At 68.4% G+C, this 23,334-nt stretch carries 20 protein-coding genes; 14 read left to right on the top strand and 6 right to left on the bottom strand.

Features of this window, described 5'->3' with window-relative positions:
* Positions 1-35: 35 nt before the first annotated feature.
* Together ABZ552_RS16455 and ABZ552_RS16450 are read left to right on the top strand one after the other, a co-directional pair.
* Entirely contained in the window at positions 36-353 is a 318-nt protein-coding gene (locus tag ABZ552_RS16455; protein WP_281879396.1) for a hypothetical protein, read from the top strand.
* A gap of 37 nt (positions 354-390) precedes the next feature.
* A complete protein-coding gene (locus tag ABZ552_RS16450; RefSeq protein WP_281879397.1) occupies positions 391-684 on the top strand; it encodes a hypothetical protein in 294 nt (97 codons plus the stop codon).
* A 54-nt stretch (positions 685-738) separates the two neighbouring features.
* Here the strand turns inward: ABZ552_RS16450 and eccE are convergent, their stop codons facing one another.
* Complete coding sequence (gene eccE / locus ABZ552_RS16445) at positions 739-2,403, bottom strand: type VII secretion protein EccE (RefSeq protein ID WP_357438064.1); 1,665 nt, start codon at positions 2,401-2,403, stop codon at positions 739-741.
* 203 nt (positions 2,404-2,606) lie between these two features.
* On the opposite strand from eccE, the gene eccB reads away from it, so the two are divergent.
* The 5 genes from eccB (at position 2,607) to ABZ552_RS16420 (ending at position 8,600) form a co-directional block, all read left to right on the top strand.
* Positions 2,607-4,016: a type VII secretion protein EccB gene (gene eccB / locus ABZ552_RS16440; protein ID WP_281918046.1), complete on the top strand. Its 1,410-nt coding sequence runs from the start codon at positions 2,607-2,609 to the stop codon at positions 4,014-4,016.
* 261 nt (positions 4,017-4,277) lie between these two features.
* Positions 4,278-5,915 (top strand): MFS transporter, encoded by a 1,638-nt coding sequence (locus tag ABZ552_RS16435; RefSeq protein WP_357438042.1) that lies wholly within the window; start codon positions 4,278-4,280, stop codon positions 5,913-5,915.
* Positions 5,912-6,391, top strand: a complete 480-nt coding sequence (locus ABZ552_RS16430) for a hypothetical protein (RefSeq protein WP_281879400.1) — start codon at positions 5,912-5,914, stop codon at positions 6,389-6,391. Before ABZ552_RS16435 ends, ABZ552_RS16430 begins: the two co-directional genes overlap by 4 nt.
* Before the next feature lie 136 nt (positions 6,392-6,527).
* Positions 6,528-7,187 carry a response regulator transcription factor gene (locus ABZ552_RS16425; protein ID WP_281879401.1) on the top strand — a complete coding sequence of 220 codons (660 nt, stop codon included), beginning with the start codon at positions 6,528-6,530 and terminating at the stop codon, positions 7,185-7,187.
* A 24-nt stretch (positions 7,188-7,211) separates the two neighbouring features.
* Positions 7,212-8,600, top strand: a complete 1,389-nt coding sequence (locus ABZ552_RS16420; RefSeq protein ID WP_357438038.1) for an ATP-binding protein — start codon at positions 7,212-7,214, stop codon at positions 8,598-8,600.
* Between the two features lie 89 nt (positions 8,601-8,689).
* On the opposite strand, the gene eccCa is transcribed toward ABZ552_RS16420, so the two are convergent.
* Genes eccCa through eccD form a run of 3 tightly spaced genes read right to left on the bottom strand, consistent with a single transcriptional unit; the run spans position 8,690 to position 15,589 of the window.
* Positions 8,690-12,718 carry a type VII secretion protein EccCa gene (gene eccCa, locus ABZ552_RS16415; RefSeq protein WP_357438035.1) on the bottom strand — a complete coding sequence of 1,343 codons (4,029 nt, stop codon included), beginning with the start codon at positions 12,716-12,718 and terminating at the stop codon, positions 8,690-8,692.
* Positions 12,715-14,142, bottom strand: a complete 1,428-nt coding sequence (gene mycP / locus ABZ552_RS16410) for a type VII secretion-associated serine protease mycosin (protein WP_357438032.1) — start codon at positions 14,140-14,142, stop codon at positions 12,715-12,717. Before mycP ends, eccCa begins: the two co-directional genes overlap by 4 nt.
* A complete protein-coding gene (eccD, locus tag ABZ552_RS16405) occupies positions 14,135-15,589 on the bottom strand; it encodes a type VII secretion integral membrane protein EccD (RefSeq protein WP_357438029.1) in 1,455 nt (484 codons plus the stop codon). Before eccD ends, mycP begins: the two co-directional genes overlap by 8 nt.
* Before the next feature lie 230 nt (positions 15,590-15,819).
* On the opposite strand from eccD, the gene eccA reads away from it, so the two are divergent.
* Positions 15,820-17,640 carry a type VII secretion AAA-ATPase EccA gene (gene eccA / locus ABZ552_RS16400; RefSeq protein WP_357438026.1) on the top strand — a complete coding sequence of 607 codons (1,821 nt, stop codon included), beginning with the start codon at positions 15,820-15,822 and terminating at the stop codon, positions 17,638-17,640.
* A gap of 226 nt (positions 17,641-17,866) precedes the next feature.
* On the opposite strand, the gene ABZ552_RS16395 is transcribed toward eccA, so the two are convergent.
* Positions 17,867-18,190, bottom strand: coding sequence for an antibiotic biosynthesis monooxygenase family protein (locus ABZ552_RS16395; RefSeq protein ID WP_281918052.1), 324 nt, complete (start codon positions 18,188-18,190; stop codon positions 17,867-17,869).
* A gap of 91 nt (positions 18,191-18,281) precedes the next feature.
* Between ABZ552_RS16395 and ABZ552_RS16390 the strand changes: the two genes are divergently transcribed.
* The gene (locus tag ABZ552_RS16390) at positions 18,282-18,794 is read left to right on the top strand and encodes a MarR family transcriptional regulator (protein WP_357438023.1); all 513 of its coding nucleotides are present in this window, start codon (positions 18,282-18,284) and stop codon (positions 18,792-18,794) included.
* A 146-nt stretch (positions 18,795-18,940) separates the two neighbouring features.
* Positions 18,941-19,675: an SDR family oxidoreductase gene (locus ABZ552_RS16385; RefSeq protein WP_281918054.1), complete on the top strand. Its 735-nt coding sequence runs from the start codon at positions 18,941-18,943 to the stop codon at positions 19,673-19,675.
* Positions 19,676-19,812: 137 nt separating this feature from the next.
* On the opposite strand, the gene ABZ552_RS16380 is transcribed toward ABZ552_RS16385, so the two are convergent.
* On the bottom strand, positions 19,813-20,262 hold the full coding sequence (locus tag ABZ552_RS16380; protein WP_357438020.1) for a MarR family transcriptional regulator: 450 nt from the start codon (positions 20,260-20,262) through the stop codon (positions 19,813-19,815).
* A 406-nt stretch (positions 20,263-20,668) separates the two neighbouring features.
* On the opposite strand from ABZ552_RS16380, the gene ABZ552_RS16375 reads away from it, so the two are divergent.
* From ABZ552_RS16375 to ABZ552_RS16360, 4 genes are all read left to right on the top strand, one after another.
* Entirely contained in the window at positions 20,669-21,736 is a 1,068-nt protein-coding gene (locus tag ABZ552_RS16375; RefSeq protein WP_357438017.1) for a hypothetical protein, read from the top strand.
* A 53-nt stretch (positions 21,737-21,789) separates the two neighbouring features.
* Positions 21,790-22,197 (top strand): YbaB/EbfC family DNA-binding protein, encoded by a 408-nt coding sequence (locus tag ABZ552_RS16370; RefSeq protein ID WP_281879412.1) that lies wholly within the window; start codon positions 21,790-21,792, stop codon positions 22,195-22,197.
* Positions 22,194-22,598, top strand: coding sequence for a YbaB/EbfC family nucleoid-associated protein (locus ABZ552_RS16365; RefSeq protein WP_281879413.1), 405 nt, complete (start codon positions 22,194-22,196; stop codon positions 22,596-22,598). Before ABZ552_RS16370 ends, ABZ552_RS16365 begins: the two co-directional genes overlap by 4 nt.
* 101 nt (positions 22,599-22,699) lie before the next feature.
* Positions 22,700-23,275: a hypothetical protein gene (locus ABZ552_RS16360; protein ID WP_281879414.1), complete on the top strand. Its 576-nt coding sequence runs from the start codon at positions 22,700-22,702 to the stop codon at positions 23,273-23,275.
* The last annotated feature ends 59 nt before the right edge of the window (positions 23,276-23,334 follow it).

Here is a 23,334-nt window from a genome sequence, read left to right as displayed (position 1 = left end):
CCCAACACATCACCACTTCGAGAGAGGATATCTCCATGTCCGGCACAGGTCCGCTTCATCTCGACTTTGCCATATTCCAGAAGTACGCGAATGCATACGCCGACGTGATTCCGCCCATCGACAAGAGTGTCGATAATCTGGAGACCACGGTGATCGCCGCGAAGAAGGACTGGGAAGGTGACGCCAATGCCGCATTCACCCGATTCGCGGACGAGCTGCAGCTCAAGATTCGTAAAGTGAATGTCGACCTCGGTCTGGTTTCGGACGCACTGCGTACCGGCGAGACCAAGGTGGCGCAGACGGAAGACGAAAGCATGAGCGGTTTCACCACCCTGAACTCCAACTACCTCTGAACAGACCGGACAACACTCCAGAACGGAAACACCCACTATGTTGTACAACCCGCCCGGCGTCCTGCGCCTGATCGGTGATATGGACAAATACCACGCCGATATCACGGCCGAACGCGAGAATGCCGAGAACGCGGCCACGCTACTGGTCCGGGACGGCTGGCAGAGCGGTGAAGGCGGCGCCGCCGGCGCCTTCCTTGCCAAGCACAAGACCCTGATCACCGACCTGGACGACCTGCTCGGTCTGCTGAAGAAGGGGCGCGACAACGTTCAGGCCGCGCTCGATAAGGCGCGGGCGACTGATCAGCACGTCGCCGACGACTTCATCTGGTAGCAACGACACGAACCGGCCAGGGGCCCGCTGCCGATCGGCAGCGGGCCCCTGGTCTCATGCCGACTGTAGTTCCGGTTCGGGTTCCGGTTCCACCTCGGGGGATGGCGTGGCTTCGCCGAGGAAACCGGCTTCCTCGGGGATCGATACGACCCGCACGGCCAGCTCGTCGCCGGAACAGCGGATGAGCACACGGCCCGGTTGTGCGGCGGATTCGATCAACGCGACATCGGCGCCCATCAGGGAGGTGGTGCACTCCCCGGTGGAACGGACGTGCACGGCAGTCGCCTCCAGTACCTGACCGGCGGACGCCACCCCGTCGTAGACGATCATCGTGGCCGCGGCCGCGTGCTGGGAAGCGTTCTCCGGCGTGGGAACGGACAGGGCGGCGGGTGCGGCGACCGCCTCCACGAGACCTGCCCATTCCTGTGGGCGGCTGCTGTGCACGATCACCTGTGCGCCCACCGCGATCGCCCGCAGCACCATCAGCTGGGTCAGGCGCAGCGAACCGACGATCTCCACCCGCCGGACCGTGGGTCCGAACAGCGGCACCGCGACGCCGAGACCGTCGTCCGTCGCCCCGATCACCTGGCCGCAGCCGGACACCGGCACGCTGAACTGCGTCAATGCCGCGGGGATCGCGTGCCGCGCAACACTGGGGTCCAGGTCGCCGTCGTCCAGCAGTACCTGCCGCTGCCGACCGGACAGGAGCAGATGGCCGAGGTCGGCAGGCGTGTTCTGCGCCTCGTGACGGCCGACGCCGGCCAGATCCTGACGCACCAGCGCAGTGAGCGCCACCGCGTTCCCGCGCCGCGCCAGCCCCTCCGAATCCCCGGCCGGGGTCAACCGCAACCGGGTCAGCACCGATCTGCCCGAAACCGCCCACACGCCGGCGAGTGCCGCCGGATCGAGACGATGCGGCCGGATCGCGTAGCCGGCCAGTTCGATGCCGCCGCTGCGGAGGGTGCTCCAGTCCTCGCTCCACAGCGCCGGATCGGTCTCGTGCAGCGCCGCCGACTCCGCCGCGGCGAGTTCGGCGGCGGTCATCAGCGACACACGGACACCCCGGGTGGCCAGGCGGCCCGCCACGCGACGGGTGGCGACCAGCGCGGTGCGGACAACGCCGTCCTGCCCGCTGCCCCTGTTGTCGATCGCTCCGACATTGTCGAGCGGGTCGAATCGCAGGACCAGCCGGACGCTCTGCTCCGCGGCCGCGGGCAGCGGCCCCAGCAGCTTCTCGTAGTGCCGCACCACGGTGTGTGGGCCCCGCGCGCGTACTCCGAGAGTGACGACGTCGACGGCGGCCAACCGGATGTCGAACTGGGCCAGGCACCGCGCCACATCGGCCAGGCAGATGGCCGAGCCGGCCCGGATCCGTGTCGCGCCGAGCATGGTCGGGCGCACCGAGGTCGGGCCGAGGCGCAGCATCGTGATCAAGTGCTCACCGTCCCACCGCATTCCGCACCGCTCGCCACCGGATCCGGGGATATCGACATCGAACGGCTCGGTGCGGGACGAACTAGCACCGATCCGCCGATTACGCCACTTCAGGGCGATTCGCATTCCCAGAATTCTCCATATGTTTGTACGGCGCACGCGGGCGCTGCCGATCAGTGCAATTCCGATTCCTACCGCGACGGCTATCCGAACCGACCCGCCCAGGGCGATAACAGCGGTGGCGGAGGCGGCACCCGCACCGGCCGACGGCAGCACCACCGCCATCGGCATGCGGGTGAAAATGTCGCGGCGCACCACGCCGGGCGCGGGTGTGCGGGATGTTTCGTCCGTTTTCTCCGGAGGCGTTGTCTCGTTATTCATCCGATTCATCTCCATTCGGCACTCACCCCCGTGGTGCGGTAGCCTCCCACACGCCGTTGGAATATGCATATTCATGCGCGCACTGTTCACGCGTTGGAGGAGTTGTAATGCCGGCACAGTTGACGACCCGGGCGCAGGTCAATGGTTACCGATTTCTGCTGCAACGGTTCGAGCACGCGCTGGTCCGCCGGGACGTGCGCATGTTGCACGACCCCATGCGCATTCAATTCCGGTCACTGATGACCGGCCTGGTACTGGCCGTGCTGGTGACCGCCGGCTGCGCGGTGCTGGCGTTCCTGCGGCCACAGGGGCAGGTGGGTGATGCCAAGATCCTCATGGGCGCCGACAGCGGAGCGCTCTACGTCATGGTGGACAAGACCCTGCACCCGGCGCTGAACCTCGCCTCGGCTCGGTTGATCACCGGGAGCAGCGAATCCCCTACGTCGGTGAAGGATTCGAAGCTGGCGTCGCTGCCTCGTGGACCTCTCCTCGGCATCCCTGGCGCCCCGGCGTCGCTGCCGGCCCCTGCCGTCCGTGACCGCTCGGAGTGGACGCTGTGCGAGGACGCGACCGACGGGTCGCGCAGCACCGTGCTCGACGGCGCGCCGCACCTCGGCTCGCAGATACGCGCGAGCGCGCCCGGCGAAGCCCTGCTGGCGTCCCGCGACGGCGCGACCTATCTCGTCTTCGACGGCAAGCACGCTCGCATCGATATGAACAGCGATGCGGTGGTGGCCACCTTGCAGATCCGTGGCCTGCGGCCGCGGCCGATCGGTGCCGGACTGCTGAACGCGACCGTCGCGGTGCCCGAACTCGTCGTGCCGGAGATCCCCGACGCGGGTGCGCCCAGCACGGTGCACGGCGGGAATCTTGTTGTCGGGTCGGTGATCCGGGTGCAGGGCGTGAACGGCACCCAGCCGTATGTGGTGCTCGCCGACGGTGTGCAGAAGATCTCCGAGTTCACCGCGGAGGTCCTTCGCGCATCGAATTCGCAAGGGCTCACGGTGATTCCGCTGCTGTCCCCGGATGCCATCGCCGGGCTACCGGTGCTGGACGCACTGCCGGTCGGCCAATTCCCCGCAGCCGCGCCCACCATCATGTCCACCGACACCGACCCGGTGGCGTGCGTGGCGTGGGCTCGCGGAACCGGTGATCAGGTGGCGACCCTGCGGTTGCTCGCCGGCAGACAGCTGCCGCTGGTCGCCGGCCGGACACCGGTGTCGCTCGTCGCGGGCGACGCGGCACATGCGGTGTACGTTCCCGCGTCCACCGGGGAGTTCGTCCAGGCCACCGGCATCGAACTCGACAGCACCCGCCGCGACAGCCTGTTCTACGTCACCGACACCGGTGTGCGGTTCGGCATCCCCGACCTCGCCTCGGCGACGGTCCTAGGCCACACCGAGCCGAAACTCGTCCCGTGGCAGATCATCAGTCAACTGCCCGCCGGGCCGATGCTCGATCGCCAGTCGGCATTGATCGCGCGCGACATCGTCAGGCCCGCCGGTCCGGTCCGGTAACCGGTCACCGGAAGTGACGAGCAGGTGAACGGATTGCGCTCGGGTCGCTGGTGCCGAGGCGGCTCGCTATGGTCCGAGCATGCCGAGGCCGGCCGCAAGGCTCGCGAACTGATGGCGCCGGTCACCAGCGCACGGCGCCACCCCACCCGACAGACAATGGTGGATTGCGGAGCTGCCGCGGCCCGTCGATTGGCGGGATCGCCTCCGATGGTCGACACTGCCGAGCGGGGGTGGATCGGCTAAGCGAGTTGAGGGCACGGCATGGCAGTCGAGGTCGTGGGTTCCACAGCGCCGGTACGGTCACGGACCGACCGGCCCGACGCGGCGGTGCCGCTACCACGCGGACGGCGAATACTCGTCCTGGCGTTGATCTACGCCACCGCGTTTCTGGTGAGCCAGGATGTCTCGCTGCACAGCATCGCCGTGTCGACCCTGCTGCAACAGTTGGGTGACCGCGATGTGCTCGCCTTCTCGCTGTGGATCCCCAAGGCGTATGTGCTGTCGCTTATCGTGTTCCTGCTCCTGGGCGGTGTGCTGACCGACCGCTGCGGCGCCAAACGCGTACTGATCGGCGGCTATCTGACCTTCCTCGCCGGGTTCGCGGTGCACATCGCGTTCGCCTCGACCTCATGGCCGCTGCTCGTGTCCAGAGTGTTCATGGGCGCCGGGATCGCCGCCATCGTGCCGTCCGCGCTGTCGATCCTCGTGCTCGTGAACGCGGCGGGCAGACAACGATCCAAGGCACTGGTGATCTGGGCGGGCTGCCTCGCGGCCGGAGTCACCGTCGTTCCGTTGCTGAGCGGGCTGCTGCTGCACAATATGTGGTGGCCCAGACTGGCGCTGGCCGACGCGATTGTCGCGATGGCCTTGCTGATCGGCGTCGTGAAGGTCGTTCCGCCCTGTCCTGCCGACCCGGAAGCACCGGTCGAATGGCCGAGCGCGGTAGCGGCGATGACCGGCTCGGGCCTGGTGGCGCTGGGGTTGTTCAAGGCGCCGGACTGGGGCTGGACGGCGCCGGCGGTCATCGCCACGCTGGTGGCGGGCACGTGCCTGCTGGTCCTGGCGGCCACAATCCGCCGGGGCGGCGAACTGCCCCATGACATCCTGATGCGACCCGAGCCGCGCCTGCGGCTCGCGATGCTCGCGCTGTCGACCGCTGTCGTGGCCGAGTTCGGCATCATCTTCCTGACGATCCAGTACCTGCAGGCGGTGCGCGGCTCAGGGCCGATCGCCGGCGGCGCCGCGATCTTCGTGCCCGCCTGTGTGGCTTCCGCCGCCGGCGCCAAGGCGGGTGTGATGCTGCGGCGTCGGACCAGCGCCACTATTTCGTTGGTCATCGGTTTGACGACGATCCTGGACGGTCTGGCCATCGGGCTCACCGCCGACGCCGCGGGCAGCCTGGAGCGGATCGTGGCCATGGTGGCGGTGATGAGCGTCGGATTGGGCATCGTGGCCGCGGTTGGGCTGGACGCGATCAGCACCGCGATGCCGGTCCGGCGCAACGGCATTCCCTTCGCCGCGCAGTCGGCGGCCGTGCAGATCGGCAGCCTGCTCGGATTGGCGGTGACCGGCGGTCTGGTGGATCAGGGCTACCGCGCCGGCCTCGTCATTCCGGCCCGGGTGGCGGCGCACGGCGGCATCGTCGCCGACGGTCAGCCGCTGGGCATGAACGTGGCCACGGCCACCTCGGCGGGCGACGCGGTCGGTGGGCCGCTCGCGGAGGCCGTGCAGAACGCGTTCCTGGCCGGCTATCGGCACGCCTTGCTCGCCACCATCGCCGTTGTCGTGGTCGCGATGGTCGTGCTGCTGGTCCTGGCCGCCCGAGGCCTCGGGGCGTCGGACAGGCCGAATTCCGAAGTACTCGCCAGTTCCTCAAGGAATTCTCAAGAATCTGAGTGATTCGCATTTTCTTACAAATTGTTTGCAAAAATCTCGGCCGGATATTGGTCGGCCCCGGAAAGGCGCGCATAATTCTTGCCGGACAATCCGATCATCGAAAGGCTGGGGTCGCCATGGAAAAGGTCGACGACGGCACTCCCGCGCGCCGCCGCACTCCGAAACGTTGTGCCGCCGCGCGAACTTCCCCGTCGCGGACATCGGCCGAGGAGATCTTGGCCCGGTCGCGAGCCGAGCGTGCGCAGCTCGAACAGGGCAAGCTGTTCCAGGCCCAGCTCGTCGATGAAGCCGAACAGCTGCACGAGGAGATTCGGGCCTTGCACGAGGAATTGCGCGAGGTCTATCGGCAGATCGGCAATCTGCGCAAACGGTTCTCCAGTCTGCCGCCCGTGCCCCGGCTCGCCGGCTACGCGCCCGTGGTCGTCGCGGCGCCCGCGCAGCACGCGGTGCGCGCCGCTGGTAACCGGGCCACCGCGTGAGGGCTGGTTCCGGCGTGGAACGGACTGCTGCGCAGGGTATCTCACATACCGTCACCTGACGGCATAGACCATTACCTGTTGTAGTCTCACCTATTGTCCAGACGGTTCGAATCTGGACGGTAGGAAGGACCGGGTCGTGCGGGTAGTGGTGGTGGAAGACGACGCAGGCGTGGCCGACGCGGTCGTCGACGGCCTCCGGGCTCATGGTTTCGCGACGGTCGACCACCTTTCGCACGGTCTGGACCTGCTGACCGGCCACACCGCCTACGACGCGGTCATCCTCGATCTCGGTCTACCCGACGTCAACGGGTATCTGGTGCTGCGTCAGCTCCGCAAGGTGAGCGCGGTGCCGGTGATCATGCTTACCGCCGAGGGCGACGAGCTGGCCGTAGTGTCCTGCCTGCGCGCCGGGGCCGACGACTACATGGTCAAACCGCCCAGAGTCGGGGAACTCGCCGCGCGCTTGGAAGCGGTGGGCCGGCGCCGCGGGGAAGCCGAGTCCTGTCCCGATGTGGTGGTCACCGGCGACGTCACCGTGAATTTGGCGGCCCGGCACGTCGAGGTGGCCGGGCTGCCGGTGCAGCTGACCCAGAAGGAATTCGCGGTCGCGCGGGTGCTGGTGGAGCAGGCCGGAGTCGCGGTGCGGCGCGACAAGATCATGGACGAGATCTGGGGGGAGAAGACCGCGTCCACCTCCCGTTCACTCGACGTCCACATCGGTGCGCTGCGGGCGAAATTGCAGCGCCCCGGCCTGATCACGACCATTCACGGCTTCGGATACCGCTGGGCCCGGTGACATCGCCCGATGCGAGTTCGGCTGGTGAGCACGTTCACGCTCCTCGCGACGATCTGCATGACCTGCTTCGCCATCGGCATCGGCTACCAGGTCGCGGCGACCCGCACCCAGGGCCTGCTCATCGATCGGATCCAGGACGCCAACCGCTTCGCGGCGATGGCCTCGTCGAATCCGGCCGGTCTCGACGACGCCGCGCAGACCTACTACGAGCAGACCGGTAACGGAATCCTGGTGATCGCCAACAGCGGTCGGCTCATGGTCGATCTGGGCGTCGATCGTGGCAATGCCCGGGTCGCCGCGGTCTCGAGAAACGCTCACCAGTTCGTTCCGCCGGACATGCTGTATCCGTGGAGCACCCATCCGATGATCGTGGCGCAACCCATCGGGACCTGGCCGCAAGCCGGCGGTGTGGTGGTCATCGTCATCTCCACCGCGGCGACCCGCGGCGGAATCGCCGACAGCTGGATCCAGCTCGGCTGTGCGACCGCGACCGCGCTGCTGGTGTTCTGCGGGGCGGCCCTCGCGGTGTCGGGATGGATTCTGCGCCCGGTGTCGGAGCTGCTGCGCGATGTCGACGCGCTGACCTCCACGCTGCCGGTGGCCGCGGTCGAGCCGCGGCGGTCCGGCTCGCTCAGGCACGGCCCACCGGAGATCGTCGAACTCGCCACCGGTGTCCAGGCGGTGACCAGAGCGGTCGCGGACCTGGCCGCCGCGGAGCGTCAGCATGTGGTCGACACCGCCCATTCACTGCGTAATCCGCTGGCCGCGCTGGCCCTCCGCCTGCAGGCGCTGCAGCCGATGATCGCCCACGACCACGCGGCGGCGACGTTCGTCGGCGTCGTGAGCGAGGTCGACCGGCTCACCGAACTGCTCGACGGATTGCTGAGCGCGGCGGTCGTGGAATCCGAGGTCGCGCGGCCGGTCGCGGCGTGTGATGCGGTGGCGGTGGCCCGGGAGCGGGTCGAGTCGTGGCACGCCGCCTTCGCGCAAGCGGATATGACGCTGACCCTGGAGGCGCTCACCGATGTCGCGGCCGCGGCCGTTCCGGCCGGTGTGCTGACGCAGATCCTCGATGTGGCACTGAGCAATTCCGCCCGGTATGCCGGGCGGGACGCGCAGACCACGATCACCGTCGGCCACGAATGCGAGTCGGTCGTCGTGTCCGTCCGGGACGACGGCGTCGGGGTACCGCCGGACGAACTCGATCAGCTGACCACGCGATTCTTCCGCGGAACACAGTCCGGCACCGGCGGTTCCGGTCTCGGGCTGCCGATCGCGGCGACCATGGTGGCCCAGTACGCGGGGCTGTTCTTCGTCGAGGCGGCTGATCCCCGCGGTCTCGTTGTCACCGCGGGATTCCCGTCCGCCGATCGGGCGATGTTGCCGGTAGGTGAACAACTGAAGTCGCGGTGAACTCCGTTGTCGTGACGCGCGCCGGGTGCGTCGGCACGCGTCATCCTGCGTGCCGAGGCACCCGCTCAGGTGAGTCTGTTCGGACCCGGTCACAGCGGTGGTAGACGGCAGATCTGGACGAGTTCGCGGCCCCGGGCGCGCGAGACCAGCATGCCGCGGCCGGGCGGATACTGTGCCGCCCGCACATCACCGAGCAGGACGCCCTCGTCCTTGGGTGTGCTCATCAGCAGCCCGTCCACCGACATGTCCTTCAGCGGCCCGAGCACCGAATCGTATAGCGCGCGCGAGGCACCACCGGAGCGCCGGGCGATGATCACATGCAGGCCGATATCTCGAGCCTGCGGGAGCAGATCCATCAGCGGGAGTAGCGGATTGTTGGACGCCACCATGTCGTAGTCGTCGACGACCACATACACCTCGGGGCCGGTCCACCAGCTGCGGTCGCGCAGCTGTGCCGGGGTGATGTCGGCTCCCGGCATCCGCTGCGACACGAAACCCGCGACCTCTTTCAGCGTCGGGACCGAGGTCTGCGCCGAGGTCGAGTACCCGGCCAGGTGCGGGCCCTCGATCGCGCCGAGCATGGTGCGCCGATAGTCGACGAGAATGATGCGGGCCTCGTTCGGGGTGGAGTTCTCGACGATGCCCTGCGCGATATTGCGGAGGAGGGTGGTCTTGCCGCAGCCCACGTCGGCGAAGACCAGCAGGTGCGGCTGCTCCTCGAAGTCGAGCACCATCGGCGCCAGCTCGGACTCGCTCAACCCGATGAGGACCCGTTTGTTGTCGAGCCGTAGCCGCTGTGCCCGCGCGGTCTCGAGCACGGGGGCGCGGTCCAGTTCCAGGGGGAGCTGACGGACCGCCGGTGCGCGCCGCTCGCCGTAGAGCTCGGCCAGGACCTCCTTCGCGGCGGTGACACCTTCGGCGAGGGTGGCCGGGTCGACATCGGTGTCCAGCCGCGGCAGCGCGATCAGCATGTGCAGCCGGTCGGCCGTCATGCCGCGGCCAGGCCTGTTGATCGGAACACCCACGGCGGCCCGGCGATCCATCTCCGAGTCCGACGGGTCACCGAGACGGAGCTCGATCCTGGTACCGATCTGGTCCTTGACCACCGGACGGATCTCGGCCCACCGGTTGGCGCCGAGGACGAGGTGGATGCCGTAGGACAGGCCCCGCGCGGCCAGGGCGAGCACCTGGCCCTCGACGATGTCGAACTCCTCGCGGAACGCCGCCCACCCGTCGATGACGAGGAATACGTCGCCGAACAGGTCGCTCGCGAGTGGGTGCGCCTCTTGCTCCGCGGCGGGCAGCTCGGCGAGCTGCGCCTTCACCTTGCGGAAATCGCGCATGTTCTCGATGCCGAGGTCGAGGAAGCGGCGTTCGCGCTGACGCAGCAGCATGCTCAGCTCGGCTACCGTGCGCCGAACCCGATCGCCTTGCAGGCGGCCTGCCGCCGAACCGACATGCGGGAGTCCCGCCAGGGCGGCCAGGGCGCCACCACCGAAATCCAGGCAGTAGAACTGCACCTGCTCGGGGGTGTGGGTGGCGGCGGCGGACATGATGATGGTGCGCAGGGCGGTCGATTTCCCCGACTGTGGCCCGCCGACTACCGCGATATTGCCCTGGGCGCCGGCCAGATCGATGGTGAGGACATCGCGCCGCTGCTCGTAGGGTTTGTCGACGATGCCGATCGGCAGCCACAGCCGGCCGTTGCGGTTGTTCGCCGAACGCCAATCCTGATCGGGCAGCAGCATGTCCACGGTCGGGGAGATGTCCAGGGGCGGTAGCCACACTTGGTGCGCCGGTCGGCCGTGGCCGGTCAGCCGGTCGACGACCACCTGCAGCAGCGATTGTTCGTGGGCGGTCTCGGATTCGGTGCCGCCGAGCAGCTGGCTCAAGTCCGGCAGCTCGACCTCGATCGGAGGTGTCTCGCGGACGGCCACGGCCGCGGCGGTGAACAAGTCGACCGTGCCCGCGGCGCCGGTTGCCGGTCCGCTGGCGGGCCCGCCGTCGACCGGGGCCACGTAGGGACCGGAGACGTAGGTAGCGTTGAACCGCAGCGGGTCGGAGGAATCGCTCTTGAGGTATCCGGCACCGGGCTGGCCGGGCAGATGGTAGGCATCGGTGATGCCGAGGACCTGGCGCGATTCTCCGGCGGAGAAGGTGCGCAGGCCGATCCGGTAGGACAGGTGCGAGTCGAGACCGCGCAGGCGATTCTCCTCGAGGCGCTGCGAGGCCAGCAGAAGGTGCACCCGCAGGGAGCGGCCCAGCCGGCCGATCATCACGAACAGCTCGGCGAAATCCGGTTTCTGCGAGAGTAATTCGGAGAACTCGTCGACGATGATGAACAGCGCGGGCAGCGGATCGAGCTGTGCGCCGTTGGCCCTGGCCTTCTCGTACTCGGTCACGTTGGCGAAATTTCCTGCGGCTCGCAACAGTTCCTGCCGTCGGGTCAGCTCGCCCGCCAGCGCGTCACGCATCCGGTCGACCATCGAGAGTTCTTCCTCGAGGTTGGTGATGACCGCGGACACATGCGGCAGCGGGTCGAGCCCCAGGAAGGTCGCGCCCCCTTTGAAGTCGACCAGGACCAGGTTGAGCAGGTCGGGCGAGTGCGTGGTGACCATCGACAGCACCAGGGTGCGGAGGAATTCCGATTTGCCCGAGCCCGTCGCGCCGATGCACAGACCGTGCGGGCCCATGCCGTTCTCGGCCGATTCCTTGATGTCGATGTCGACCGGAGTGCCGTCGGGGGTGACGCCGATCGGCACCCTGAGCCGTTCGCGGGAGGACCGGGGCCGCCACACGGTATCGGGATCGATGCGCGCCGCGTCCGGAATCGCGAGCAGCGACATCAGACCCGGGTCTCCGCTGACATCCTCGCCGAGGTTGACGATCTGCGCGGTGGTGGCGATGCGATAGCGCGCCGTCGCGCGGGCGAAAGTCGCCGCGACCTCCGGGCTCACCCGGTCCGGACCCGCGAAGTTCTCCACCGATCCGCCGGTGCGCGCACCGATCACCTCGTCCTCGGCCACCAGTTGCAGGCCGCGCCGCACCGCGAGCCCGGTCTGCGGGGCGGTCAGGTCGAGCACGGTGACCGAGTCCAGTCCCGCGTCGCTGATGGTGCGTTCGGATCCGCTGACGTAGCCGTCATCGATCACGACTACGACATGTGGGCGGCCGGGCGTCGGTGGAGCGTTGCGCAAGAAGCGCCCGCGTTCGAGCAGGTCCTCGTTCAGCGCGGTCTCGAGTTCCGAGAGTGATTCGTACAGCATGCGGGCGGAGCCGACTCCGTCGCGGTCGCGCGGATGCTGCAGGTGTGGAAGCCATTTCGTCCAGCGCCAGGCGTCGCCGTCGGGGTCGCCGGTGACGACGGCGAAGACGAGGAAATCGGGACCGTGAAAGGTGGCCAGCTCCATCAGCATCGACCGCACCAGCGCGCGTCCGTGCTCGCGCGGACCCTCGATGTTGACCGCCGGGAACGCCCGCAGCGAGATGGCGGTAGGCAGGCCGTGGACCACCGAGTGGGTGCGTACGAACCGGCGCAGCGCTACAGTCGCCACCGGTTCCAGGTCCTCGAGCGGGCCGGTTTCGGGCCGCGACAGCTTGGTGGCGATACGGTGGCTGCCGATACCGATGCGCACGTGACCGAAATCCGGGTCGCCGGGCCTGCGTTCCCACATGCGGCGGGTGCCGATCAGCGCGTGCAGGTCGGCCGGGTGTGGATGACTCCATATCAGCGCCGCACGCTGCGCTGCGCCGGTACCGCGCACATCGCGGCGCAGCTGGCCGAGGTAGCGGAAATAGTCCTTGCGTTCCTCGTTGAGCTCGGCGGCCTTCTTGCCACCGCCGCCGGCGCGGCCTGCGAACATGCCGACCATCGACATCAGCATCATCATCGGGAACATGATCGCCATGGGGTTGGTCAGCGCGGCCTTGCCGCTCATGGTGAACATCAGCGCCATCATGCCGACCATGGCGACCACCATGACCAGCGGCAGTAGCCGCTGCCACAGCGGCGCGGGCACCGGCGCGGTGATCTCCGGCGGGGCGTTGAGGACGACTTCGCCGCCGGGCGGGCGCGGCGGCGCGATCCGGGCCAGCCGGATGAAACCCTGTGTCGTCATGGCTGTTCCATTTCTCGGTCGTCGCCGGGCAGGGCCAGCGGTGTGTGCCGGTCGCGCCGGAAGGGAATCGAGAGGGTCGACAGGATGGCCAGCACGGTCAGGCAGGCGGCCGCGCCCGTCAGCCCGATGCGGCGGGGCCACGGGTTGACCGGCGCCGGCGGTGTCGGGCCCGCGATCTGTGTGCCCGCGGCCGGATCGCGGCCCGATTCGGCAGGCAGGACGGCGGTGAGCGCCGCGACCGGGTCGATCATGCCCGCGCCGAGCCGCGAGTCGTGACCGTCGCCCGGCGCGTGGGCGGTAGCGATGATCCTGGTCATCACCTCACCTGCCGACAGCGCGGGATGGCGGGCGCGGACCAGCGCGGCCAGGCCCGCGACATAGGCACTGGAGAAACTGGTTCCCGCGACGGGGGACACCCCGCCGTCGGCCTGCGGGGTGCCGTTGACGAGTCCGGTGCCACCGGGCTTGCTGTCCAGCGACATCAGGTTGTCCCCGGGTGCGGCCACCCCGACCCACGGTCCGTACAGCGTGAACGACGACGGTGCCCCGTCGGGCTCGACCGAGGCCACCGACAGCACATACTGCGAGAACCAGGCGGGCGTCGCGATGGTGCGGACCGCATCCCACCCCGAGGTGCCGTTCTGCTCCTTGCACGCCCCCTGGGACTGCAGATTGCCCGCGGCGACGACCACGACGACATCGTGGTCGTAGGCGTATTTCAAAGCGGCGCCCAGCATTCCGTCCACCGGGGGAGACCCGGCGGGCTGGCAGGACACTTCGGAGATATTGATGACCGACGCGCGCAGGTCCACCGCGCGGACCACGGCGTGCGCGAGCGTGGCCACCGTGCCGTAGCCACCGGCCGACATGCCACCGGGCCGGTCGCTGCCGTAACTGTTCTTCGCCTGGTAGGCCAGACTGGTCTGGCGAATCGTCAGCACCGTGGCGGCGGGCGCGACCCCCGCGAAACCGTCGCTGCCGTCGGAGGACGGGTGGGCAGCGATGATGCCCGCGACCATGGTGCCGTGCCCGTCGCAGTCGGCGGTGCCGTCGGAATCGGAGACGTAGTCCCCGCCGGCCTCGACGGTCAGGCGCGGATGCCGGTTGACTCCGGTGTCGATCACGGCGACGAGTTGTCCTTCGCCCCGGCTGAACTCCCAGGCGTCGGCGAGCGCGAGCGCCTTCTGCACCGCGGGCACGCCCACCGGCGCGGGACCCGACCAGCGAGGTTCCGAGCACAGCAGCCGCTGCTGCGAGGGCTCCGGAGGCGCCACCGGGGCGTCGGTGACCAGCGCGCCGGGATCGACTCCGGGTGGTGCGACGGCCGCCGCCGGACCGGCGGGGGCCAATGCCGTCGTCGCCACCAGGGTCGCGGCCGCCGTCCCCACCGCGGCTGATCTGGCCACCCGCAGGTACTCACGCATTGCGCGCCATGGCGTACACGTCGACGATCCAGAAGATCAGTGGCCCGATCAGGCAGATCATCAGATACTCCAGCAGTTCGCCCGCGCGCTGCACGACCGGCGAGATCTCGAGCTCGGGCCCGGCCACACCGATCAGCAACGCCAGCGCCGCCACCCCGAGCAACGCACCCGCCGCGGGCAGGGCCGCACCCGTGATGTGCACGCCCAGCAGCACGATCGGCGGGATCAGTGCCGCGCATCCGCCTGCCACCATCATCGCCGCCTGGGTGAGGTCGGAGAAGGCGCGTCCGCGCCGGGCGAGCACGATCCCCACCGCCACCGCGAGCAACGCGGTTTGCCAGAGATGGTCGATGGCCGCCGCGACGACCACGATCGTCGCCGTCACCGTCACCGTGACAATGCCGGCGATCATGCCCGACTGATAGTCGTTGGCGAGCCGGGATCGCTCGGCCAGACCGGCGGCCGACGGGATCGTGGTCGCGCCGATCGCGCCGATGCCCTCGATGGTCGGTCGCGGCTCGTGGTCGCGCGGGTCGATCACCCCGCCCGCGGTCGGCACCGGCGGGACGGGCAGGCGCGCGGCGGCCACGGCGATTCGCGGGGCCAGGGTGATGCCGAGCAGGGCGACGAAGACGACGCACGCCGCGATCTTCGACGGGGACGCCTGCCACAGGGTCGCCGTGCCCGCGGCGCCGGTGCCGAAGGCCGCGACCGTGATCACCGCGGTGAACATGGTGGGGCGCACGGCGATCACCCGCATCGCGATCACCGCCAGCAGCACGATGGCGGCACAGCTCAGCAACAGATGCGGAGCGCCCAGCGGTCCGGGAACCAGCGCGCCCGCGCCGGCGCCGCACAGCAGCAGCCCACACAGTGCCACGGCGGTGGCGGCCAGCGGCGCCGCGTACATCCGTGCGATCACCGCAGCCCCGACCAGGGACAGCAGCCCGGTGGCGAGGCCGGCCGCGCCCGGAAGGCCGCCGCCGACATCCGCGGCGGCGAACAGTAACAGCACGCACGCGCCCACGACCGCGGCGACCGCGCCACCGAGCCCTGCCCAGCCGGCCGACTCCGCGGTCCATCCGCGGAACGAACTGTCCGTGAGCCGGGCCACCGCATCGATGACGTCGTCGAAGAGCGCGGGCGACTCGACCGAATCCACCGCGCCCAGCACCAGCAGATCGCCGTCGAAGACCTCGGCCTCGGTCAGGGTGCGCACCGGATCGATCGCAGTCTGCCCCAGCCGCGACAGCGTCCAGTGCTGCGCGGTCACCGGCCCTTCCTCCTCCTGCTCGGACAGGTCCGGATTGTGAGAAGCGATGAGTGCCACCACATCCGGAATGAAATTCGCGATCGGCACCGTTGCGGGCAGGACTACATCGACCTGGGTGTTCCCGCCGATCACCGAGACCCGGCACAGTTGCGGCTCGACCGCCGTTGACTCCATAACGCTGAGAACTCCGACTCTGTGGGTTGCGACGTTCGCCGAACGTAGCCACCTCGCATCAGTGGTGACAGGGTGCGCCGGCGGAGTTCGCCTCGCCGTAACCGTCGAACGACTCCGACATGCGGTTTTCGGTGAAGGCGGGCGAGTGCAGGTGAACCGCCGATGAATGCCCGGTGGGAACCGAGAGAGTCCACCGCGCCGCGCGCGGAAGCCCGGGTTACGTTGCGGACATGTCAGCCATTCGGCAAGCGCAACAGATCTTCGACGCGGGCGTGCTCTCGCTTGGTCTGATGGTCGACGGCCAGCAGGCCGCCAAGAATCTCGAGTACGCCAAGGTCGCGTTCCGTCGAGCCACCGAACTCGATCCCGACATGTGTGATGCCTGGCTCGGGCGGGCGGCAGCGGGCGACGTCACCCAGGACGTGCTGCGCAATCTGCATCGCACCTCCACCACGTCGCTCCTGCGCGAGCAACGTCGCCTCGGGCTCCCGTCGCGACAGCTCGCCGGCCGGTTCCAGATCGGGCAGTACATCGACTATCCGATCGCGAGCCTCACCGAGATCTGGCTCGCCCAGGCCATGCACCTGCTCGAGGACGGAGACTACGACGAGGCTGAACGGGTGCTCGACGAACTCGATCAGCGGCGCGGCCGGCTCGTCGACGATCCCGATCGCGCCATCGACGACAAGATCTGCGCCTATGCGCGCGGCGTCCTGTATTTCACCGGGCAACTGTGGCCCGATGTGATGGCAGTACTGGCCGGCTCCGCCGAATGGCAGGACCAGTACATGGCTGCGGGCGCTCATGTCATGGTCGGCACCGCCTGCGCCCACCTCGGCCTGTTCGGCGAGGCGACCCGGCGGCTGGAACTGGCTGAGCGAGGGCCGATTCCGGCGGCGCGCACCGCCGCGATGTACTGCCGCGGCCTGGCACTGCGCGAGCAGGGCCACGAGGACGAGGCGCGGGCGTTGTTCGAGACCGTCTACACCCAGGTGCCCGGGTTCGCGTCCAATGCGACCGCGATGCGTGACCCCAAGTTCCGCATCATGGTCACCACCAAGGATCAGATCGACGCGCGCACGGATCGGTGGGATCCGGCGTCGGCGCCGTCGCGGGCCGAGGCGGCCGAGGCGGAGCAGCATCACCGGGCCGAGATGATTCTCGCCGCGGCCCGCCGGGAACTGGAATCCCAGATCGGCCTCGGGGCGGTGAAGGTTCAGGTCGCCAAGCTCCAGTCCTCGGCGACGATGGCCAAGATCAGGGCCGAGAAGGGGCTCAACAGCATGCCGCGGGGCCAGCATCTGGCCTTCACCGGCCCACCCGGCACCGGCAAGACGACGATCGCGCGGGTGGTGGCGAAAATCTACTGCGGGCTCGGCCTGCTCGAGACCGACAAGGTCGTGGAAGCCAAACGTGCCGACTTCGTCGGCCAGCATCTGGGCTCCACAGCGATCAAATCCAACGCGCTGATCGACTCGGCGATGGACGGCGTGCTCTTCGTCGACGAGGCATACACCCTGATACAGGCGGGCCTGTCCGGCGGTGACGCGTTCGGGCGTGAGGCCGTGGACACCCTGCTCGCGCGGATGGAGAACGACCGTGATCGGCTGGTCGTCATCATCGCGGGCTACGACGGCGAGATCGACCGCTTCCTGGCCAGTAACGACGGCCTGTCCTCCCGCTTCGCCAAGCGGGTCAAATTCGACTCGTACTCGCCCGAGGAGCTGTGCGAGATCGGACGATTCATCGCGGCCCGACGCGATTCGGCGGTGTCGGACGAGGCGGTCGAGTTGTTGCGCCAGGCGTGTGCGGAGCTGTACGCCAGCGAAGGCACCGATCAGAGCGGCCTGCCCCGCCGCGGTGTCGACCTCGCGGGTAACGGCCGGTTCATTCGCAATGTTATCGAAAGTGCCGAGGAAGAACGGGAATACCGCCTCGCGATGGACGACAGTCTCGACCTCCGCGCGCTGGACGAGAATACGCTCATGCGCATCGAGTCCGACGACATGCGCAAAGCGCTCGATGCGGTACTGGCGACGCTCATGTGCTGAAGGGCTTCGCTTGCGTTCGCAGCACATCGAGGCAGGAATCGGCCTGCGGCGACATCGACAGCACCGATTCTCAGCCTGGCTGCCTTGGCATCCCTGTCGTCGAGGGCACCCCGACGCGAGTGCCTCAACGCGAGCTGAGATCAGGTACGGCGTTGCGTGGCAGGCGATTCGCTGCCGGGCCGCGTAGTGCCGAGTCGGCCTCGCGCAGAGCCCGCTTCTCAGCCGGTCATCGGAGCGTGTCGCCTGGCGCCACGTCGATGGCGGATCGGTAGACCATCGGCCGCGCGATGACATCCAAGTCGGGGTCGTCGATCATCCGCCGGATCGATTGCTGCCACTGCGGGTCGGTGCGCGCCGCGTCCAGGGCGGTGCCGCTTTCCCATTCTGCGACGTTCACGAAGGTGAGCTCCGCCTGGTCGCTGACAGCTTGGAGCATGCGGGCCTGGATGAACCCCGGCGCCGATGCCATGCACCGCGCGTTGTCCTTCCAGCGGTCGAGGAATCGGTCCTTCTGCGACATCGGCACCGAGAAGGCGTTGATGAGAGTCACGGGCTGTTCGGTACGGGCTGTGACATGTCCGGTAGGCAAGCTCATAATGTCATCTTAGAAGACAATCTTATTAAATGGCTATACTGATCGTGTGCTGAATCCGTCATTGGACGATCGTGGTGCCTTCCTGCTGTCTCAGCTCGGTCATCACGTTTCGCACAGGTTCACCGAGCGGCTCGTCCCGCTCGGGATCGAGCCTGCCCACTTCGGGATCTTGACCCATCTGGCGAGGAGCGACGGGTGCAGTCAACAGGAACTCGCCAACCTGTTGCGAGTGCACCGCAATGCGATGGTCGGCCTCATCGATGAGCTCGAAGAGAAGGGTCTGATACAGCGGCGCGTGCATCCGGCAGATCGACGCGCTCACGCGGTCCACCTGACCGAGCCTGCTCACACGCTGCTGGCCGCGGCGACGGCGGAGGCCGAGGCGCTCGAGGAGGAAATCTTTGCCCCTCTCGACGATGCCGAGCGCGCTCGGTTGATCCAGCTCCTCCGTCGCGCGTCCGCGCACGCGGGGCTGCCTCGGGGCGCTCATCCCGGTCTGCAGCGGCGGCGCCGCGCCACCCGTAGCGCACCACTTCCGAACTCTCCAGTGAAAATATGAGACTGATATTATATTTATCAGATATAATATGCGCTAGTGAGTGCGTCGGACGTGGAGAGCGCCGTCCCGCGACCGGCCCGATCCTCGCTGCGTCGGCCAGCGATCATGCGCGGATTTCCGCTGTCAGTTCAACGGAGGGAAATGTCATGGCACACACCGAGCGGGTCGCCGTCGTTACCGGTAGCGGGCGAAGCATCGGCCGGGCGATCGCGCTGCGCCTGGCCGCTGACGGGGTAAAGGTCGTCGTCAATTTCAAGAGCAATGCCGTGGCCGCCGAGGAGGTGGCCGCCACGATCTCAGCGGCCGGTGGGCAGGCCCTCGTCGTGCCCGCGGACGTCACCGATCCCGCCCAGCTCGAGTCGTTGTTCGACACCGCCGAACGGTGGCACGGCGGGCTGGATATCTTCGTGCACAACGCTTATGGGTATGCTGCCGGGCCGATCGCCGCGGCGGCCGACGAGGACTACGCACGGACATTCGCCGCCAACTCGCAGGCGGCGTTCTCCGGTTTCCGGCACGCGGCGCGGCGGATTCGCGACGGCGGCCGCATCGTGTACATCTCCTCCTCGGTCACCCGGGCCAGCGATCCGTTCATGCCTCTGTATGCGGCGAGCAAGGCGGCGGGCGAACAGCTGGTTCGCGCGTTCGCCCGCGAGGTCGGACCACGCCACATCACCGTCAACAGCGTTCTTCCGGGACCGACCAACACCGATGCCACGCAGGGCATCCGGGAACTGCTGACGGAACGCATCGCTCGCACACCCCTGGGCCGGCTGGGCGAACCGGAAGATATCGCCGACGTCGTCGGCTTCCTGACCTCTCCCGCCGCGCGCTGGGTCACCGGCCAGAGTATCGCCGCCGACGGGGGACTGACCGCCTGAGTCCACGGCGTCCGGATCGAGGTACCAATGACCCGCGCGGCGGTCGGGGAGACCCGGTGCCGGTGGCGGAGTAGCAGTGCCGCGCTGGCGGGACGCCAACTTGTCCCTGGTCACCGTGGGCAACGGGTGCCTCGAGGTCAGTTGTCCAGCGCCAGTTCTTCGGCCGATTGCTGCCCGGCATTGCCGGTGCGTCGCAGGAAATCGGCGATCACCTCGAGTTCGGCGTCGGAGTAGGTGTGGCACAGCTCGTCCATGCGCTTGTTCATGCCCGAGAATATGTCGAACAGGGCGGAATTGCGCTCGCGGACGGCCCGCAAGGTGACCGCGCGGCGATCCGCGGCGTCCGGGTGGCGCTCCCGCACAATCCAGCCGCCTTTCTGCAGGCGGTCCAGGATGCCGGTCAAGGTGGCCGGGTGCAGTCCGGCCCGGCGCGACAGCTCTGTGGGTGACATCGGCCCGTGCCGGTTGACCAGGTCGAGGCAGGTCATGTCCACCTCACGCAGCTCCGCCCGCCCGCTGAACCGCCGGTTGAGCAACGACAACTGGATGTTCAAGTCCCGCAAGGCATCCTTGACCTCTACGGTCAACTTCCGGTTATGCTGCGACCCGGCCCGGCCCGTTCCCATCCTCGTCCTTTCCGCCAGCACCCGGAATGTGATACGAGGTTCATATTATACGAACAGCTGGCATCGGCCCGTCGACTCCGTACCGGAGCGCCGCCGCGCGACACACAGGCGGGGGTCCGAGTTCCCGTATCAACACCTCGACACATACGCGGGCGCACCCTGCCGGCGTGGCGGTCTCCGGCATGCCACGGTCTCAGCGGTGTGTCCGGGCGCCCCGGTCGGATTCGGTCGTCCGCACGGACGGGTCGTAGCCGGTGTCCGCGGGTGACGAGAAGGTGAACGGCTGTGGCGACCAGATCGTGCCCGGTCGCCGCCCGTGGGTCGGCGGGGTACTTTCCGGGCAGTCGAACGCGAAGGGGACTTGCTGATGCCGCGGATTGTGGGCAGGCGAAACGATGGCGGCGTCGTCGTCGCTGTCGGCGGGGTGTGTGTCATCGTCGGATCCGACGCCCTCGACGCCGCCGGACACTGCACGACCCCGCCGGAACAACTGCGGGTGATGTTGGTCAGCGCTACGGCCACTGACGCCGATTGCACCGTTACCGACGAGCCGATGCCCGCCGGTCTGCTGTCGGCGGCGCAGCTCGCAGCGATCCTGGCCTGGGAGGTCGGGTTCGTCGAGGGCGAACCAGGCAATAGTGAGCGGCCCGGACTGAGCGGTGCTGAAACCGAACTCTACCTGCGCTATCGACCCGATACCGGGGACGACTATCCGAACACTCTGGCCCTGGCGGAGGTCGACCGCCCGTTCTTCTCACTCGAACCCGTGCCCGCACCGGTCGCGCCGTCCGATGCGCTCGAGTTCACCGACCACGAGTCCGCGCCGCTGGTTCAGCTCTGCGCATCGATGGCCCACGTCGAGAATCTGTCCGCCGCCGAGGTCGTCGCCGCGGCAGCCGAAGACCTGATCGACCGCGTCAGCTATGCCGAGACGGTGGAGGAGTTCTATCCCGCACTGGCGCACGCTGTTTCGGCGCAGACGGTGCCCGCTTCCGCCGTCGCGGCGGCCGGCGGCGTCGACCAGGTGGAGATCCTGGGCTTCTTCGGCCGCCTGCTGGCGGAGCTGGATCGGCGGCGGCCCTGGCCGGACCCGGTCACGGTCGCCGTCGACCCAGCCACCTGGCCGACGCCGGGGTCGAGCAGGCTGATCGGCTGGGTGGATATCGGCATCTCGGCTCTGGAGTGGGCCGTGAAGGCGGGCTTTGCCGAGGTTCCCGACGACGATCAGGCGTTGCTGGTCTTACGTTTACGGACTGGGCAGCTGATCGCGCTGGTAGGGGAGCAGGGCCCGGACCCGGCCCGGTTCATGGTGCTGCTGCCCGATCTCGCCGGCCGGCAAGATCCCGTGGCGGTGATCGCGTATCTGGCGCGATACGCCGGACTATGGGTCGAATTCGATGAACGGGCGGCGATGGCAGAGGTGGCGGCACAATGATACGACCGGAGAACGCGAGCGCGGCGGCCGATGCCGCTGATCTGATCGACGCCGTGGGCCGGGCGCTGAGCCAGATGCGCGATCTGCGCGGCGCCCGCGACGCGCTGACCGCGTCCGCCACTGTGGAACACGGCCGAATCACCGTCGTGGTCAATGTTTCCGGCTCGATCATCGAGACGTACTACGCCGAGGACATCAACACACTCAGCTATGGCCAAATCGCCCGCGCGACGGTTCAGGCGGCGCAGGCTGCGGCCGCGAAGGTGGCCGCCGCGCAGGAAACGCTGCTGGCCCCGGCAGCCGAGCTGCGTTCGCGGATGCCCAAGCCCGAGGATCTGTTCGCGGGCCTGGCCGAGCTGCGGGCGCAACTGCCGACGCACACGCCGGCACCGCTGACTCCGCCGTCGGGGAACACGCTGAACGATCGGCGAAATGATGGTCATCGAATTCTGGACCGATGAGCCGCCCCACCGAATTCTCCAGCGCGACGAGAGGGCCCGCCACCATGGATGACGATTTCAATGCTGCCGTCGAGGGATTTCAGGCCAAGGTGGCCGAGATCGCCGATCTGCAAGCCGCACGTGCGCTACTGCTCGGTGTAGGCACCACTGCGCGACGGCGGGTGCGCGTCACCGTGAATGCCGACGGAATCGCCACCGACATCAAGTTTTCTGGCGCGATCGGCGAATTGACCCCGGCGGAACTCGCCGACGCGGTCACCGCGGCGTCGCGGGCGGCCGTGCTCGACGTCGCGCGCAAGGCCAAGGAACTGATGGCGCCGCTCGACGTCGACCAGGCCGAGGCGCCCAAACTGGACGACCTGTTCGCCACCATCACCTCATTGCGCGATCACTTGGGCTGATGCCGACCGCGGTGGCCGGCGCCGTGCCGACTGGCGAGATCGCCACCGATAGTCGAGGCTTCCGATCGGGGGTGGCCGAGCTATCGGGTTGAGAGCGCACCATGGCAGTCGAGATCACCCGTCCAGGCCGAGTGATCCGGGCGCAACCGGCGCTGCCGTCGAACCGCGGGCGGCGCGCACTGATCCTGTCGCTCATCGGCGCCCGACTGGGGTTGGACCGCCGCTCCCGTCATCGTGCTGCTGGGGGCAGGCGCCGTCCTCTTGTACTGGCGGCGGCCACCCGCCGTGGCGGCGAGTTGCCGCACGACATTCTGCTGCGGGCCGATCCGCGGGCGCAGCCCGCGATGTTCGCGCGTTCCGCGGCGGTCGCGGCGGAATTCGGCATCGTCTTCCTGGACGATCCAGTATCTGCAGGCGGTGCGTGGTACCGACCCGGGGCGGTCAAGGTCGCCGCGCACGAAGGCATCGTCGCGGTCGCGCAACCACTCGGCATGAAGATGGCAACGGCGGCCTCGGTCGGCGACACGCTCGGTGGGCCGCTCGCCAGGTGCGAAACTCGGGTTGTTGGTCGGCAACCGGCAGGCGTTGCTCGCCACCATCATGGTGGTGCCGACCCGTGCGGTCTGGTCACGGCCGGTTTTCCGGCTTCGGTCGCGACGAACCTTACATCCAGGTGAACGCCTGAAGGTTCGGTGAACTCCGTCGGCGTGCCGCGCGAGCGGCACGAGGGCGACGG

The sequence above is a fragment of the Nocardia sp. NPDC019219 genome (genome assembly GCF_040632645.1).
Lineage (GTDB): Bacteria > Actinomycetota > Actinomycetes > Mycobacteriales > Mycobacteriaceae > Nocardia > Nocardia sputorum.
This window is presented reverse-complemented; position numbering and strand designations above follow the sequence as displayed.